At 73.0% G+C, this 18,136-nt stretch carries 7 protein-coding genes; 1 reads left to right on the forward strand and 6 read right to left on the reverse strand.

Features of this window, described 5'->3' with window-relative positions:
• Positions 1–18 precede the first annotated feature (18 nt).
• The 5 genes from IE332_RS08170 to IE332_RS08190 all read right to left on the reverse strand — a co-directional run bounded on the left by IE332_RS08170 (position 19) and on the right by IE332_RS08190 (position 15,581).
• Positions 19–11,541: a DUF7927 domain-containing protein gene (locus IE332_RS08170; protein WP_189914478.1), complete on the reverse strand. Its 11,523-nt coding sequence runs from the start codon at positions 11,539–11,541 to the stop codon at positions 19–21.
• A gap of 330 nt (positions 11,542–11,871) precedes the next feature.
• The gene (locus tag IE332_RS08175; protein ID WP_189914480.1) at positions 11,872–12,471 is read right to left on the reverse strand and encodes a fasciclin domain-containing protein; all 600 of its coding nucleotides are present in this window, start codon (positions 12,469–12,471) and stop codon (positions 11,872–11,874) included.
• 269 nt (positions 12,472–12,740) lie between these two features.
• Positions 12,741–13,538, reverse strand: a complete 798-nt coding sequence (locus IE332_RS42185) for a TetR family transcriptional regulator (protein ID WP_189914482.1) — start codon at positions 13,536–13,538, stop codon at positions 12,741–12,743.
• Between the two features lie 110 nt (positions 13,539–13,648).
• The gene (locus IE332_RS08185) at positions 13,649–14,548 is read right to left on the reverse strand and encodes an AfsR/SARP family transcriptional regulator (RefSeq protein WP_189914484.1); all 900 of its coding nucleotides are present in this window, start codon (positions 14,546–14,548) and stop codon (positions 13,649–13,651) included.
• 310 nt (positions 14,549–14,858) lie between these two features.
• Entirely contained in the window at positions 14,859–15,581 is a 723-nt protein-coding gene (locus IE332_RS08190) for a ScbR family autoregulator-binding transcription factor (RefSeq protein ID WP_189914486.1), read from the reverse strand.
• 405 nt (positions 15,582–15,986) lie between these two features.
• Between IE332_RS08190 and IE332_RS08195 the strand changes: the two genes are divergently transcribed.
• Positions 15,987–16,625 carry a hypothetical protein gene (locus IE332_RS08195; protein WP_189914488.1) on the forward strand — a complete coding sequence of 213 codons (639 nt, stop codon included), beginning with the start codon at positions 15,987–15,989 and terminating at the stop codon, positions 16,623–16,625.
• Between the two features lie 68 nt (positions 16,626–16,693).
• On the opposite strand, the gene IE332_RS08200 is transcribed toward IE332_RS08195, so the two are convergent.
• Positions 16,694–18,136, reverse strand: coding sequence for a Fic family protein (locus tag IE332_RS08200; RefSeq protein ID WP_189914490.1), 1,443 nt, complete (start codon positions 18,134–18,136; stop codon positions 16,694–16,696).

Below are 18,136 nucleotides of genomic sequence, written 5' to 3' on the forward strand. Positions count from 1 at the left end.
CCCGACGGTGTCCGCGGGTCAGCGCCGCGAGCGGCGGGCCGCGATCAGGCTGCCACCGACCACCAGGAGCAGCCCGGTGACCAGCAGGGCCGGCATCGGGTTCCCGCTACCGGTGGGCGGCAGCGGCGGCTCGGGCCTCGGGCTGGGGCTGGGGTTGGGGCTGGGCGTGTCCCGGACGGTCGTGGTGGTCGAGCAGTTTCCGACCGCCACGCGCACCGCCCGCCGCGTACCGCCGCCGCCGTTTCCGCTGCCGCCGTTCCCACTGCCGCCGTCGGAGCAGTTGGAGCCGTCGGCAGTGAGGCGGTTGACGAGCGTCTTGCCCCCGGCGCCCGGCTTCACGATGACGGTGTACGTCAGCGTCTCCGTCGCACCGGGCCGGATGTCGACCGTCCAGGTCAGCCTCGGCGCGGAGTAGGACGTCCGCCCGCTGCCGGCATGGGTGTCGGCACCGTAGACCGCACCGTCCAGGACCCCGGACAGGTCGTCGGTGACGACGGCGCCGAGGTACGTGCCGGCGGCCCGGTTGGTCGCGGTGACGGTGTACGTGACGGTGTCACCGGCCTTCGGGTCGGCCGGGCTCGCCTGCTTGGTGAGGAGCAGGTCGTGCCGCACGGTGATCGGTTCCGTCGGGCTCGCCACCGCCGTGTGGGCGGTCGCCGCCGGGTCCGGTCCGCCGGTCACCACCGCGGTGTTGACCGGAACGGCCGTGGCGTTCGGGTCGAGCGTGCCGGTCAGCGTCCAGGCCACGGTCGCACCGACCGGGACGTCGACGGCCGGGCAGGTCGCCGTGCCGTCCGCGATCGGGCACGGCGTGCCGTCCGCGTCGGCCGCCATCGAGGCACCGTTGACGCCGTCCGGCACCCGGTCCGTCACGACCACGTTCCGCGCCAGCGAGGGCCCGCTGTTGGTGACGGTCACCCGCCACCGGATCTGCTGCCCGGCGACGACCGGGGAGGTCAGCAGTGCCTTGGCGACGGTCAGCCGCGCCTGCGACGAGGGCGGGCCCGAGGGCGAAGCCACCGCCGTGTGCGCGGTCGCCGACGGGTCCGGCCCGCCGGTCACCACGGCCGTGTTGCCCGGCGTGACGGTCGCGCCCGGGTCGAGCGTGCCCTTCAGCGTCCAGGTCAGCGTCGTGCCGACCGGGATCTCCACCGCCGGGCAGGTCGCCGTACCGCCCGAGACCGGGCAGACCGCGCCGTCGGGCCCGGTCATCGCGGCGCCGAGCACGCCCACCGGCACCCGGTCCGTCACCACGACGTTCCGCGCCACCGAGGGCCCGCCGTTGGTGACGGTCACCCGCCACTCGATCGGGGCCCCGGCCACGACCGGGCTGGTGACGAGGACCTTCGCCACGCTCAGCCGCGCCTGTGCCGTGGGCGAGGCCGACGGTGAGGCCACCGCCGTGTGCGTCGGGGTGCCCGGGTCCGGTCCGCCCGTCACGGTGACGGTGTTGACCGGTGTGACGGTCGCGTCCGGCGCCAGCGTGCCGGTGAGGGTCCAGGTACGGGTCGCACCGACGGCGATCTCGACGGCCGGGCAGGTCGCCGTCCCGTTCGCGATCGCGCACGCCGTGCCGTCGTCCGCCGTCATCGACGCGTCCAGCACCCCGCTCGGGACCCGGTCGCTCACGACCACGTCCCGGGCGACGGACGGCCCCTCGTCGGTGACGGCGACCCGCCACTGGATCCGCTGCCCCGGCACGACCGGGTCGGTGAGCAGCGCCTTGGAGACCGACAACCGCGCTGCCGGCACCGGCCCGCCCGTGGGACTGGCCACCGCCGTGTGCGTGGGCGTGAGCGGGTCCGGTCCGCCCGTGACGAGGACGGTGTTGGTCGGCGTGCCGGTGGCGCCCGGCTCGAGCGTGCCGGTCAGGGTCCAGGTCAGCAGGCCGCCGACCGGGATCTCCACGGCCGGGCAGGTCGCCGTCCCGTCCGCGAACGCGCACGCCGTGCCGTCCTGCGCCGTCATCGACGCGTTCAGCACCCCGTCCGGGACCTTGTCGGTCACGACGACGTTCCGCGCCCGGGAGGGTCCGTTGTTGGTCACCGTCACCCGCCACTGGACCTGCTGCCCCGGCACCACCGGGTCGGTCACCAGCACCTTCGCCACGGACAGGACGGCGCGCGGCTCGGGGCTGCCGCTCGGCGAGGCCGTGGCGGTGTGCGCCGAGGCCGTCGGATCGGGCCCACCCGTGACGGTGACCGAGTTGGTCGGCGTGACCGTCGCGTTCGGGTCCAGGGTGCCGCTCAGCGTCCAACTCACCGAGCCACCAGCCGGGATCTCCACGGCCGGGCAGGTCGCCGTCCCGTCCGCGATCGCGCACGCCGTGCCGTCCCGCGCCGTCATCGACGCGTTCGACACCCCGTCCGGGATCCGGTCGGTGACGACCACGTTCCGGGCCCGCGACGGGCCGTGGTTGGTCACCGTGACCCGCCACTGGACCTGCTGCCCCGGCACCACCGGGTTCGTCACCAGCACCTTGGAGACCACCAGGTTCGCCTGCGGCGACGGCGAACCGGACGGGGAGGCCACCGCCGTGTGCGCGGTCGCGGTCGGATCGGGCCCGCCCGTCACCACCGCCGTGTTCGCCGGCGCGACGGTGGCGTCGGCGTCGAGCGTCCCGCTCAGCGTGTACGAGGCCGTCTGCCCGACCTCCAGCTCGATCGCCGGGCAGGTGGCGACGCCGCTGCCGATCGGGCAGGTGGTGCCGTCCTCGTCCGAGACCATCACGGCTCCGGACACCCCGTCCGGGATCCGGTCCGTGACCACGACGTTCCGGGCCCGCGACGGACCGTTGTTGGTCACCGTCACCCGCCACCGGACCACCTCACCGGGGACCACCGGGTTGGTCACCAGCACCTTGGAGACCGTCAGCCTCGCCTGCGGCGACGGCGAGCCGGTCGGGCTGGCGACCGCCGTGTGGGCCGTCGTGCTCGGGTCCGGGCCGCCGGTCACCACGGCCGTGTTGGTCGGGGTGACGGTCGCGTCCTGGGCCAGGGTGCCGGAGAGCGTGTACGCGGCGGTCCGGCCGACCGGGATCTCGACCGGCGGGCAGGTCGCCACGCCGCCCGTGACCGGGCAGGCCGCGTTCGTCGCGTCCGGCGAGAGCGAGGCCCCGACGACACCGTCCGGGATCCGGTCGGTGACCACGACGTTGCGGGCCTGGCTGGGCCCGTTGTTGGTCACGCTGATCCGCCAGGCGATCGGCTGCCCCGGCACCACCGGGTCGGTGAGAAGCGCCTTCGAGACCGTGAGGCTCGCCTGCGGCGCGACCGTCTCACTCGCCTGCGCGGTGGCGGTGTGGCCCGTCGCCGTCGGGTCGGGCCCGCCGGTCACCACGGCCACGTTGACCGGGGTACTGGTCGCCGCCGGGTCGAGCGTCCCGGTGAGGGTCCAGCTCAGCGCGGAGCCGGCCGGGATCTCCACCGCCGGACAGGTCGCCGTCCCGCCGGTGATCGGGCAGGCCGATCCGTCGGCGTCCGAGGTCATGCTCGGGGAGTCGACCATGGCCGGGACGGCGTCGGTGACGACCACGTTCCGGGCCCGCGAGGGACCCCGGTTGGTCACCGTGACCCGCCACTGGATCTGCTGCCCGGGCACGACCGGGTTGGTCATCAGCGTCTTGGAGAGGCTCAGGTTCGCCTGCGGCGTCGGCCCACCGGTGGGCGAGGCCACCGCCGTGTGCGCGGTCGCACTCGGATCGGGCCCGCCCGTCACCACCGCCGTGTTGGTCGGGGTGACGGTCGCGTCCGGGGCCAGCGTGCCGGTCAGCGTGTACGAGGCCGTCTGCCCGACCTCCAGCTCGACCGCCGGGCACACCGCCGTCCCGTTCGCGACCGGACAACGGGTCGCGTCGGCGTCCGCCTGGAGAACGGCGTCGGAGACCCCGTCCGGGATCCGGTCGGTGACCACGACGTTCCGGGCCCGCGACGGACCGTTGTTGGTCACCGCCACCCGCCACTGGATCTTCTCCCCGGGGACGACGGGGTTGGTCAGCAGCACCTTGCTGACCGTCAGACTGGCCTGAGGAGAGGGCGAGTTGGACGGCGAAGCCACCGCCGTGTGCGCGGTCGCGCTCGGATCGGGCCCGCCCGTCACCACCGCCGTGTTCGTCGGCGTCACGGTCGCGTCCTGCATCAGCGTGCCGCTCAGCGTGTACGAGGCCGTCTGTCCGATCTCCAGCTCGACCGCCGGGCACACGGCTGTCCCGTTCGCGATCGGGCAGACGCTGCCGTCGGCGGCCGTCATGCTCGCACCACCGACCCCGTCCGGGATCCGGTCCGTGACCACGACGTTCCGGGCCCGCGACGGACCGTTGTTGGTCACCGCCACCCGCCACTGGATCCGCTGGCCCGGCACGACCGGGTCAGTCAGCAGCACCTTGCTGACCGTCAGACTGGCCTGAGGAGAGGGCGAGTTGGACGGCGAGGCGACCGCCGTGTGCGCGGTCGCACTCGGATCGGGCCCACCGGTCACCACCGCCGTGTTGGTCGGCGTCACGGTCGCGTCCTGCGCCAGCGTGCCGGTCAACGTCCAGGTCAACGTCTGACCGACCGGGATCTCGACGGCTGGGCAGGTCGCCGTGCCGTTGCTAATCGGGCAGGCCGTCCCGTCCGAAGCCGCCATCGTCGCGTCGTTCACTCCAGCCGGCACCTGATCCGCCACGACGACGTCGCGCGCCCGCGAGGGCCCGTTGTTGGTGACGCTCACCTGCCACTGAATCCGCTGCCCCGGCACCACCGGGTTTGTCAGCAGGGTCTTCGAAACGGTCAGGTTGGCCTGCGGCGTAGGCGAGTTGGTCGGCGAGGCGACCGCTGTGTGCGTCGACGCGGTCGGATCCGGGCCACCGGTGACCGTCACCGTGTTCGTCGGCGTCACAGTGGCGTCCTGCGCCAGCGTGCCCGTCAACGTCCAGGTCAACGTCTGACCGACCGAGATCTCGACGGCCGGACACGTCGCCGTGCCACCACTGATCGGACAGGCCGCCCCATCGGACGCCACCATCGAGGCATTCGACACCCCCGACGGCACCTGATCCGCCACCACCACGTTCCGAGCCCGCGACGGACCGTCGTTGGTGACACTCACCCGCCACTGAACCTGCTGCCCTGGCACCACCGGATTCGTCACCAGCACCTTGGACACGGTGAGCCTGGCTTCCGCTGTCGGCGACGAGGTGGGCGAGGCGACGGCCGTGTGCGCGGTTGCCGCCGGGTCGGGCCCACCGGTGACCACTGCCGTGTTCGTCGGTGTGGAGGTCGCGTTCGCGTCCAGCATGCCGGTCAACGTCCAGGTCAGGGTCTGCCCGACCGGGATCTCGACCGCAGGGCAGGTCGCCGTACCGCCACTGATCGGACAGGCCGTCCCATCGGAGGCCGTCATCGAGGCATTCGACACCCCCGACGGCACCTGATCCGTCACGACGACGTTCCGCGCCCGCGACGGACCGTTGTTCGTCACGCTCACCCGCCACTGAATCTGCTGTCCCGGCACCACCGGATTCGTCACCAACGCCTTCGACACGGCCAGACTCGCCTGCGGCGACGACGAGTTGGACGGCGAAGCCACCGCCGTATGCGTCGACACCGCCGGATCCGGACCACCGGTGACCGTCACCGTGTTCGTCGGCGTCACGGTCGCATCAGCGGCGAGCGTGCCAGACAGCGTCCACGTCGCGGACGAGCCCGCCGGGATCTCCACCGCCGGACACGTCGCGACACCACCGCTGATCGGACAGCCCGTCCCATCCGAAGCCGTCATCGTCGCGTTGCTCACCGCGGCCGGGACCTGGTCCGTCACCACCACGTTCCGGGCCCGCGAGGGGCCGTTGTTGGTGACGGTCACCTGCCACTGGACCTGCCGACCAGGAATCACCGGATCGGTGAGCAGCACCTTGGAGACAGTCAGGTTCGCCTGTGGCATCGGCGAGTTGGTCGGCGAGGCGACGGCCGTGTGCGCGGTGGCCGACGGATCGGGCCCACCGGTGACCACTGCCGTGTTCGTCGGCGTGGCGGTCGCGTTCGCGTCCAGCGTGCCGGTCAACGTCCAGGTCAGGGTCTGCCCGACCGGGATCTCGACCGCAGGGCAGGTCGCCACACCGCCACTGATCGGACAGGCCGTCCCGTCCGAAGCCGTCATCGTCGCGTTGCTCACCCCGGCCGGGACCTGGTCCGTCACGACGACGTTCCGCGCCCGCGACGGACCGTTGTTCGTCACGCTCACCTGCCACTGAATCTGCTGCCCCGGCACCACTGGGCTCGTCAGCAGCGACTTGGCGATGGTGAGCGCTGCCTGCGAGGTCGGGGAACCGCTCGGAGAGGCGACCGCGGTGTGACTGGAGGCGGTCGGGTCCGGCCCCCCTGTCACGATGACGCTGTTAGTCGGCGTGGTGGTCGCGTTCGAGTCCAGCGTGCCGGTCAGCGTCCACGTCTCCGAGCTGCCGACGGGAATCTCCACCGCCGGACACGTCGCCGTACCGCCATTGATCGGGCAGGTCGTCCCGTCGGATGCCGCCATCGTCGCGTTGCTCACCCCGGCCGGCACGGTGTCCGTGACGACCACGTTTCGTGCCCGCGACGGACCGTTGTTGGTGACGCTCACCCGCCACTGAATCTGCTGACCCGGCACCACCGGATTCGTCACCAGCACCTTGGAGACGGTCAGGTTGGCCTGCGGCGACGGCGAGTTGGTCGGCGAGGCGACAGCCGTGTGGGTCGACGCCGTCGGATCCGGCCCGCCAGTGACCGTCACCGTGTTCGACGGCGTCACGGTCGCATCGGCAGCGAGCGTGCCAGACAGCGTCCACGTCAGCGTCTCGCCGACCGGGATCTCCACCGCCGGACACGTCGCCGTACCACCAGTGATCGGACAGGCCGTCCCGTCCGAAGCGGCCATCGCCGCGTCGTTCACCCCCGCCGGCACCTGGTCCGTCACCACCACGTTCCGAGCCTGCGAAGGCCCATTGTTGGTGACGCTCACCCGCCACTGAATCTGCTGACCCGGCACCACCGGGCTGGTCAGCAGCGACTTGGAGACGGTCAGGTTGGCCTGCGGCGACGGCGAGTTGGTCGGCGAGGCGACAACCGTGTGGGTCGACGCCGTCGGATCCGGCCCGCCAGTGACCGTCACCGTGTTCGACGGCGTTGCGGTCGCATCGGCGGCGAGCGTGCCAGACAGCGTCCATGTCAGCGTCTGCCCAACCGGGATCTCCACCGCCGGACACGTCGCCACACCACCAGTGATCGGGCAGGTGGTCCCATCCGAGGCGGCCATCGTCGGGTTGTTCACCCCCGCCGGCACCTGGTCACTCACGACCACGTTGCGTGCCCGCGACGGACCGTTGTTGGTGACGCTCACCCGCCACTGAATCTGCTGACCCGGCACGACAGGGCTGGTCACCAGCACCTTGGACACGGTGAGATTCGCTTGAGGCGAGGGCGAGGAGGTCGGCGAGGCGACAGCCGTGTGCGCGGTCGCGGTCGGATCCGGACCGCCGGTGACCACCGCCGTGTTGGTGGGCGTCGCGGTGGCATCGGAGGCGAGGGTGCCGGTCAGCGTCCAGGTCAACGTCTGACCGGCTGGGATCTCGACGGCTGGGCAGGTCGCCGTGCCGTTACTGATGGGACAGTTCATCCCGTCCGAAGCCACCATCGAGGCACCCGTGACGCCCGTCGGCACCTGGTCCGTCACCACGACGTTCCGCGCCCGCGAAGGGCCGTTATTGGTGACGCTCACCCGCCACTGAATCTGCTGCCCCGGCACCACCGGGTTCGTCAGCAACACCTTCGAGACCGTCAGGTTGGCCTGCGGCGAAGGCGAGTTGGACGGCGAGGCCACCGCCGTGTGCGTCGACGCCGTCGGATCCGGACCGCCCGTCACCACGGCCGTGTTCGTCGGCGTCACCGTGGCGTCCTGCGCCAGCGTTCCCGTCAACGTCCACGTCAACGTCTGACCGACCAGGATCTCCACCGCCGGACACGTCGCCACACCACCAGCGATCGAACAGGTGGTCCCGTCCGAAGCCGCCATCGCCGCGTCGTTCACCCCCGCCGGCACCTGGTCCGTCACCACCACGTTCCGCGCCCGCGACGGACCGTTGTTCCTCACGCTCACCCGCCACTGAACCTGCTGACCCGGCACCACCGGGTTCGTCAGCAGCACCTTCGAGACCGTCAGACTCGCCTGCGGTGTGGGCGTCACCGTCGGCGAGGCGACGGCGGTGCGGGAGGACGCGGACGGGTCCGGACCGCCTGTGACCGTGACCGCGTTCGTCGGCGTCACGGTCGCATCGGCGGCGAGCGTGCCGGTCAGCGTCCAGTTCAGCGCCTGGCCTGCCGGGATCTCGACGGCCGGGCAGGTCGCCGCGCCGCCACTGATCGGGCAGGCGGTGCCGTCCGGGGCCGTCATGACGGGGTTGTTCACCCCCGCCGGGATGGTGTCGGTGACAACCACGTTGCGGGCTCGGGACGGGCCGGCGTTGAAGACGTTGACCCGCCATTGGATCTGCTGCCCCGGGATCACGGGATTTGTCAGCAGCACCTTGCTCACCGTGAGGTTGGCCTGCGGCATGGGGGTCGTGGTCGGGGAGGCGACGGCGGTGTGGGAGGAGGCCGACGGGTCGGGGCCGCCGGTCACCGTCACGGAGTTCGTCGGCGTGCCGGTCGCGTCGGAGGAGAGCGTGCCGGTCAGCGTCCAGCTCAGCGACGAACCGGCCGGGATCTCCACCGCCGGACACGTCGCCGTACCGCCACTGATCGGACAGTTCGTCCCGTCCGAAGCCACCATCGAGGCACCCGTGACGCCCGCCGGAACGGTGTCCGTCACCACGACGTTCCGGGCCCGCGACGGACCGCTGTTCGTCACGCTCACCCGCCACTGAACCGTCTGCCCGGGCACCACCGGGCTCGTCAGCAGCGTCTTCGAGACCGTCAGGCTCGCCTGCGGCGACGGCGACGAGGACGGCGAGGCGACAGCCGTGTGCGCGGTCGCCGACGGGTCAGGGCCGCCCGTGACCACGGCGGTGTTCGTCGGCGTGGTGGTCACGTTCGGGTCGAGCGTGCCGGTCAGCGTCCAGGTCAGCGACGAACCGGCCGGGATCTCCACCGCCGGACACGTCGCCACACCACCACTGATCGGACAGTTCGCCCCGTCCGAAGCCACCATCGAGGCACCCGTGACGCCCGCCGGAACGGTGTCCGTCACCACCACGTTCCGCGCCCGCGACGGACCGCTGTTCGTCACGCTCACCCGCCACTGGATCTGCTGCCCCGGCACCACCGGGCTGGTCAGCAGCGTCTTCGAGACCGTCAGGCTCGCCTGCGGCGTCGGCGACGAGGACGGCGAGGCGACGGCCGTGTGCGCGGTCGCCGACGGGTCAGGGCCGCCCGTGACCACGGCGGTGTTCGTCGGCGTGGTGGTCGCGTCGGGGGACAGCGTGCCGGTCAGGGTCCAGCTGGCGGTGCCGTTCACCGGGATCTCGACGGCGGGGCAGGTCGCGACGCCGTTGGTGATCGTGCAGGCGGCGGCGTCCTGGTCGTTGACCATGCTCGCCCCGGTCACCCCGGCCGGGATCCGGTCCGTGACGACGACGTTCCGGGCTCGGGACGGGCCGCTGTTGGTGACCTTCACCTGCCACTTGATCTGGCCGCCGGGCACCACGGGGCTGGTCAGCAGGGTCTTCGAGACGACCAGGTTCGCCTGATGGCCCGGCGGGATCGGGTTGGCGGCGCTGGTGCAGTCGGGCGAGCACTTGGGGTCGGTGGCGCCGCCCGGCGGGGTGACGGTGGCCCGGTTGTCCAGGGAGCCGTTGGCGTCCGCCGGCACCGTGCCGGTGAGCCGGTAGGTGACCTGGCCGCCCGCCAGGACGTCGACCGTCGTGTTGATGTTGCCGGTGCCGGAGGCGGTGCCGCCGCAGCTGCTGCCGCCGGTCGCCGTGCAGCTCCAGGTGAAGTTCTGGATCGAGGCGGGCAGCGTGTCCCGGACCGAGGTGCCGACGGCGTCCGAGGGGCCCTCGTTCTTCACCACGATGGTGTACGTGAGCGGCTGGCCCGGGATGTACGGGCTCTTGTCGGGCGTCTTCGTCACCGACAGCCCGGTGGTGACCCGGCCGGGGGTGTCGACGGTGCTGGAGCAGGTCGGACCGCAGTTGGGGTCGGCCGTGGCGCTCGGCCGGGTCACCGTCGCGGTGTTCGACAGCGTGCCCGTGGTGGAGGACGGGACCGTGCCCGTCACCGTGTACGTCACGGTGCCGTTCACCGCGACCGTCGCCGTCGTGTCGATGCTGCCGGTGCCGCTCGCGTCGCCGCAGCCGCTGGCGGCGGAACCGGCCGAGCAGGTCCAGGTGAAGCCCGACAGCGCGGACGGCAGGGCGTCCCGGACGGCCGCGTTGACGGCGGGTGCCGGGCCGGCGTTGCTCACCACGACGGTGTAGGTGAGCACCTGGCCCGGGACGTACGTGGTAGGCGAGGCCGTCTTCCTGATGGACAGTCCGGTCTGGGTGACCCACTCCAGGGTGACTTCGCCGTTGCCGCCGTTGGTGGTGCCGCCGCCGTTGCCGATCCCCGGGCTGTAGAGCGCGTCGCTCCGTCCCGCGGCCAGGCCGCCCTGGCCGTTGGCGCTGCTGTTGGCGCCCGCGGTGGTCTGCGCGCTGGTCACTCCGGCACCCCCGGTGTAGCCCGAACCGCCGCCGCCCATGCCGTTCAGCTCACTGGCGCTCGACGCCTGGCAGGCACCGCCACCGCCACCGTAGTAGCCGCCGCCACCGCCACCGCCGCCCTCGTTGCCGGCGTTGGGCGCGCCGCTGCCGCCGGTGAACCGGCTTCCCGCCGTCGCGCTGCCGCAGCTGGTCTGGGTGGCGGCGGCGCCTCCGGCCGTCTGGGTTCCGCCGCGGCCGGAGCTGGCCGGGCGGCTGTCCTGGCCGCCGTTGGTCCCACCGCCGCCGCCCGCCGCGGGGGTGCCGGCGTCGGCGCCCGGCGAGGAACCGCCGCCGCCGCCCGCGATCAGCAGCGCGGTGGTGCCGTAGTTCCCGTTCCACACGGCGCTCATGCCGCCGCCGGTGGCGCCCGTGGCCTGACCGCCGCCGGCCCCGCCCCGGCCGCCGGCTCCACCGCCGCCGTACGCGGTGGTGGTGCTGTTCATCACCCCGCCCTGCCCGGAGGTGACGGTCAGTTTCTGACCCGCCGTCACCGCGATGGTGCCCGTGGTGTACCCGCCGCCCGCGCCGCCGTACTGGCCGGTGTAGTAGCTGCTCGGCGAGCCGCCGCCGCCCGCTCCCCAGAGCCGGGCGTAGACGCTGCTCACGCCGGCCGGGACGGTGAAGGTCTGGTCGCCGCCGCTGTACGTGAACCGCGCGCAGTTGGTGAAGCCGCTGGAGGGCGTGCACGACACCTGCGCCCGCTGCGTCCCGGGCAGCCCCTCCGGCGCGTGGGCGGGCGGGGCCGCGGCGAGCGCGAGCCCGCCCTGGGGCGCGAGGCAGAGCAGCGCGAGCACCCCGCGCATCGCCGTCGAGAACCGACCGCCAAGCAACGACCTCACCGGAGCCATCCGGCGTCTCCTCTCGCGGCCGCGCACCCACGGGCGCAGATGTGCGGACAACCCGACTGTCACGCGAATGCACGCGTGCGCGATCAGAGCGTGCCGAGGCGAGGCACACTGAAAGATCATCTGACGTCGTGTCATCGGGTATTCGCCTCGGAATCCGCGCTTTCGGCCCATCCCCGGGAACCGTTCGGCGCAGCGCGGCCGGCGCCGAACGCAGGAAGAGGTGGGTCGGTCCGAAGGGACCTGCCCACCTCGACCTGCTCACCTCTTCCCGCTCACGTCGATGCGCTCTACCTCGACGCGCTCACCTCGACGTGCCCACCGGCGCGGCCGTCAGCCGAAGGCCGGCACCGTGTCCAGGATCGCCAGCCGCGCGTTGGCGGTCTTGATGCTGCCGCAGAGCACCTGCGCGCCGCCGATGCGGTAGTCCTCGCCGCTGCCGGTGGCCTTGATGACGACGCCCTGGAGGGTGTTGTACTGCTTGTCCTCGAGGTCGCCCTTTCGCAGATCACGAACGACGATCAGCTTGCGGACGAGGTCGCCGGCGCCCTGCTGGGTGGCCAGCGCCTTCTTCTGGTCCTCGGGCAGCTTGGCGAAGGCCGCGTCGTTGGGGGCGAAGACGGTGACGTTCTCCATCGAGTCGAAGATGTCCTTCGCCTTGGCCGTCTTGACCAGCGCGGACAGCTGGGAGAGGTCCTTGGTCTGGTCGACGGCGGTCAGCACGGGCATGCCGCCCATCCCGTCGGGGCTTCCGGGGCCCTCACCCGGAAGAGCGGCACAGGCCTGCCCGAACGCCTTCTCCGGCGGCGGGGGCGCGACGGCCACCGGGCCTGCCCCGTCGACGCCGGCGCCGACGCCGCCGCAGCCGGCGAGCGGGGCAAGGACGAGCGCCAGGGCCGCCAGGACGGCGGGGCGGGGGGTGCGACAGCTCATGAGGAGGCCCTCCAGGGGGAACCGGGCGAATCCATGCCTGATCCGCCCATTCATCCCCATAGTGACGCCCCGTCAGGCCGTTTCGCGGGAGTGCGGGCCCGCACCTCCTCGCCTGTCACCCACCAGGGCTCCCGCTCGTGGCGGATCCTGGCAACCTCGGCGGTTGCGAGCCCGAGCGGGTAGCCGGGGTGCCCGCCCGTACGGCTCGGCGGATCGCGCGGAGTCGCGGCCGCGCGGATCGCGCCGCGGTACGGACGGGCACGCCCGGATCACGCCGGCTGCGGCGTCGGGGGCCTGGTGCGGTAGGAGCCGGCCGTGCCCGGGGGGACCAGGCAGGGCAGCAGCCATTCCCAGAGGGCGCCGACCCGGCGGGCGCGTTCCTCGGCCGGGCAGCCGTCGGCGAAGACCACCTCCAGGCCGCAGGCGGCGGTCACGACCAGGACCTCCGGGCCGAGCCCGGCCGAGCGGTCGCGCAGTTCGCCGGCGCGCCGGGCCCCGGCCAGCAGGTCCCGCACGACGCCGGCCCAGACGCTGTGGAAGCCGCGCAGGCCCGCGAAGACCGCCTGGGGGTCCGCCGTTCCGGGCCCGACCAACCCGGGTCCGACGCCCCCGGGCCCGACCGACCCGGGCCCGAGCGTATTGGCCTCACCGACGGCGGCCCCGACCGTCTTGGCCTCACCGACGGCGGGCCCGGCCTCCCGGGGTGGCGCCTCCCGGCCCGCCCGCCAGCCGCCGTCCTCGCGGCCGAGGCGGAACGCCGCCCGGACCACCGGGTCCGCCCCCAAGGCCTCGACCAGCCAGTACCCGGCGTCGATCAGCCCCTGCAGCGGCGAGGAGGCGGCCCGCTGGTCGCCGCAGGCCGACCGCAGCGAACGTTCGGCCTGCTCGAAGACGGCTCTGGCCAGCTCCTCCTTGGAGGCGAAGTGGAAGTACAGCGCCCCCTTCGTCACCCCGGCGGCCGCGGCGATCTCGCCGAGGGTGGCGCCGGTGTAGCCGTGGCGGTCGAACAGCCCCGCCCCCGCTTCCACCAGCCGCCCGCGCGTCCGTTCCGACCTCTCCTGGACCACCCGTCCCACAACCCCTCACGACAGCAAGCACGTTCCGACCAGACTCCGGCGGCCCCCGGCGGACCCCCTGGCGGACGCCGGGCCCTTCGACCGCCCTCCGCCCGCCCTCCTCAGCCGACCCGGGTGAGCCGGGCCGTCGCGGCCTCCGGCACCGCGGCCACGGCGGCCACGGCGGCCCCAGCGGCCCCAGCGGCGGCGGGCTCCCGCTCCGCCCGCTCCGGGCCGGCCGGGCGCTCCGCGGTGGCGAGCAGAATGGAGCGCTGCAACCGGCGCAGTCCGACCGACGGCTCCATGCCCAACTCCCGGACCAGGGTGTTCCGCAGGCGCTGGTAGGCCTCCAGGGCCTCGCCGCGCCGTCCGGAGCGGTGCAGGGCGATCATGTACTGGCCGTGCAGGCTCTCGTGGGTGCGGTAGCGGTCGACCAGGACGGTGAGTTCGGCCAGCAGCACCCGGTGGCGCCCGAGTCGCAGGTCGACGTCGATCCGCTGGTCCAGCGCGCAGAGCCGGGTCTCCTCCAACCGCTTGGCCTCTACGGCGAGTTGGCCGCCGACCGGGACGTCCGCGAAGGCCGGTCCGCGCCAGAGCGCGAGCGCCTCGCCGAGCATCCGGGCGGCCAGCGGGTGGTCCTCGCCGTCGATCGCCCGGTAGCCCATGCCGGCCAGCCGCTCGAACTCCCGGACGTCCGTCAGGCCGCCGCCGCTGTTGAGCATGTAGCCGCCGGGCGAGGTGACCAGGACGTCCTTGGCGCAGGACACCCCCGCCTCCGCGCCGACCCGGGCGAGCGCCCGGTCGATCAGGTCGCGCAGTTGGAGGACGTAGGTCTGCACGGTGGTGCGCGCGCTGCGCGGTGGGCGGCCGGACCACAGTTCGTCGGCCAGCACCCCCGCCGAGACCACCTGGTCCGCCCGGAGCGCCAGCAGGCCCAGCACCTGACGCGGTTTCGGCGCCGACGGCACCACCGACTCCCCGCACACCCGGACGTCCAGCGCCCCGAGTACCCGAATTTCCACGATGACCCACCCCAATCACACGGAACACGGAACGCCGCGAGCTCCTCGGCCGCGGCCGGCACCCGGGTCGACAGCCCAGGGGGCAACTGTCTCCAGTGAAAAACAGGACGTGCGGTTTGTCAATACAAAACCGAACGTGCTGTTTGTTTTTGAGGGCGGGCGAAGAGATCACCCTTCGAAGCATCACTGACACTCTGAGTAGCTATCGCCGGCCAAACCAAAGGCGGCGCCCGGACCCCCGCGGTCCCGCCGCCGCCCGTGCGCCGCTCCTCCCCCACCTCCCGCGGACGGGAGGCAGGCTGACCTTCCGTCAGCCCACGCTGATCCCTGCCCGCGCCTCCTCCGGCACGCCGCCGTCCTCGCCGCCCTCGTCGTCCGGGGCGTCCTCGCCGGTGCGGGCCGCCGCGATCTCGGCGACCACCTGGGCGCCGCGCTCCGGCCCCATCTGCAGCGACCCGAGCACCCCCGGCACCGCGATGCTCGGCATCAGGTGCTGGAACAGCGCGGACACCCGAAGCTCCAGGTCAGCCCGCCCGGAGAGCTTCTGGGACTGGATCTGCACGCCCGTCCACGCCGCGATGATCAGCCAGGCGGTGTCCGCCGGAACGACGTGCGACAGCAGCTCGCCGCGTTCGCCGGCCACCTGCAGCATGGCCTCCATCCGGCCGATCCACCCGGGAATGGCACCCCCGCCGAGGTCGTCGAACACGTCCTGGCCGAGCGAGAGCCGGGCACCCGCGCTCAACAGCGGGTCACGCGGCATCAGATGCGCCACCACCATCCCGGTGTCCACGAACTCCTGGAGCTTGCAGCTCCGTTCGGGAACCCCGTCCTGGGAGAACTGCTCCTCGACCACGCCCTGCGCGAGGTCCCGCTTCGACGCGAAATGGAAATACACCGCACCACGCGTCACGCCGGCCCGGGAGACGACCTCGCCGATGGTCGCACCCTCGTAACCGAACTCGTCGAAGACCGACGCCGCCGCCTCCAGGATCAGCCGACGCGTCCGGATCGCCCGCTCCTGCCGTACCACCGCAACCACCCCGCCCTGAGATCCCGGAAAACAAAACCAAACACCCCGTATCTTAGCTACGCCCCACCCGCGACCGACAAGACGATGTCGGTTAATCCCCCAACCACTCCCCCTTCTCCCCAACCCATCGAGCCCCATGTGAAGATCCGTCATCACAATCCCCGGCCGCCCCGGGGGCGGGGCCTCTTTCGACGATCTGTCACACCGTCAAAAACCGAACGAATGGTTTCTTCTGATTGCCTTCGAGCCTCCCCGCGAGACTACGACCGGCGCCCACCCGCCCGCACCGTCCCGCAACCGCCTCCCCAAGATCGGCGTCGTACAGGCGAGTTGACCGTATGATCCAAGCAGTCGTACACGGGGGGAAACGTGAAGCGCGACTCACGGCGGCGCCATGCCGCCATCATGTCCACGGCCGTCGGGGCGGCCCTCGCCGCCCTGGTCTCCTGCAGCAGCTCGACGCACACCGGTCCGTCGGCCGGCGCCGCGATCCCGACGACCGCGGTCAGGCTGCCGCTCGCCGAGAAGGTCACGGCCGGCCTGGAACGGATCCGCGCCATCGCGACGGACAACCCGCCGGGGAGGGAATGGGCCCACTACCAGGACGAGGGCGGCACGATCTGGTACTTCTGGCCCCTCCCCGCCGGACGGTTCTGCTACGGGAAGGAGTCCGAGCTCGGGGACCAGAACTTCCGGGAGACCAGCTGCTCCAGTAACCCCCTCCCGGTCGACGGTACGCCCGCGGTGCACGCCTACCACCTCGCGAGCGTGCGCGGCGGCCGGTGGGTGAGCTTCCTCTACGCGGACCAGGAGGAGCTCCAGGACATCGCCTGCGGTGACCAGCGCCTCACTGTACGGCGCGTCGCCCGCTTCGCCGGGCCCTCCGGCCCGCGCACCCTCTACGCCGTCGGTACCCCGTGGGCCGCGCTGGGCGTCCTGCACGCCGTGGTCAGCCGCCCGGACGGCACCACCGGTCCCGAGCCGGTGCGGCTCTCGGACGGCAGCGAGACCGCGCACGTCTCCTCCGAGCACGTCTGCGCGTGAGAAGTCGGCCGGGCCGACTTCTCACGCCGGGCGCTGCACCGGCCCGACGGCTTCAGCGGCCCCAGCGCTTACGAAGCGGCGGCGGCCGCGTTGCGGCGGGTCTCCGCGAGGTGGACGTCGATGTGCCGGGCCAGGATCAGCGGATCCTGCGGGCTGTCGGCCTGGAAGGTGACCCGGCGCAGCAGGCTGACCCCGTCGAGGCCGACGCCCTCGCGGGCGAGGACGAAGACCAGGGCGAGGAAGGCGGCGCGGGCGTTGCCGTCGTCGAAGGGGTGGAAGAAGCAGACGTCGAGGTAGGCGCGCGCAGCGCGGGCGATCAACGGAAGCGGCGCCGCGCCGTCGGCGTCGTTCCCCGCCCCGCCCTCGGCCCGGCTCCCCGCCGCGCTCTCGGCGAGGCAGGCGTCGAGCCGGGCACGGGTGTCGGGCCCGATGCCGTAGCGCTCCAGGCCGCGCTTGGCGAAGGCGGGCAGGGTGCGGAACGGCGGCGGCTCCGGTGCGTTCAGCACGTGCCGCTGCCAGCCGCGGAGCAGCTCGAAGTCCAGTGCGGCGCCGCGGGCGGCGTCGGCTCGCAGCAGGTCGAGGGCGGCGAGGAGGCCGTCCGCGCGGGCGACGCCGATGGGGCGGTCGAAGGCGCGGACGTCCGCCGCGGCGCCGTCACGCACCGGGGTCACCGGCCCGTGTCCGGCCTCCGCCGAGGGCGTGGGCCAGTCAACGTCCGCGCGGACGGCGAGCCAGCGCTCCAGGTGGTCCGGCAGCGCCGGGGCGGCGCGTTCGCCCGCCAGGTGGGCGGGCCGCAGTGACTGCGCGAGCCGCTCCGCGACCTCCCCCACCAGGGCGGTGTCCGGGCTGCTCCAACTGTGGAACCGCCCCCCGATCGCCTGTTGGACCAGTTCCTCGGCGGTGCCGGCCGCGACGCCCCAGCGGGCGAGGAACCAGCCGAGCACCTGGTGGCAGTGCCCGTACCAGCCGCTCTCGCCGCCGCTGCGGTCCGCCACCCGCAGGATGAGGCCCCGGGCGGCGAGCTCCCAGAGGATCCGCTGCTCCTCGACGCTGTCCGGGTCCAGGCCCGGCTTCGACTCCAGGTCCGGGTCCAGCGGGTACGCCTCGAACCGTTCGGCGAGCTCCTCCAGCCACTCGCGCCACTCGCACACCGCGGCGACGACCCGCCCGAGCGTCTCCTCCGGGGTGGTCACCGAGTGCGGCGGGCAGCACCAGTTGGCGATCGGCCCGCCGTCGAAGTCGCCTTCGCCGATCGCCCAGCGCCAGCCCACGACCCAGTCGCCGTAGTGGCCGGCCAGGGCGTGTGACATCGCGTCGGCCCAGGGCCTGGCCACCTTCCGGCTCCAGTCCTGGCGCACGGTGTTGCCGGAGGACGCGTCGCACCCGGCGGGCACCCGCAGGGCCGGGCCGAGCGCGCGCACCACCTGCTCGACCGACGCGGGGTCGAAGGGATGGCGGGCCGGGTCGACGTCGTCCCAGCTCAGGGTGGCGGGGGCCAGGTTCGGTATCAC

This window comes from Kitasatospora xanthocidica, from assembly GCF_014656195.1.
Lineage (GTDB): Bacteria > Actinomycetota > Actinomycetes > Streptomycetales > Streptomycetaceae > Kitasatospora > Kitasatospora xanthocidica.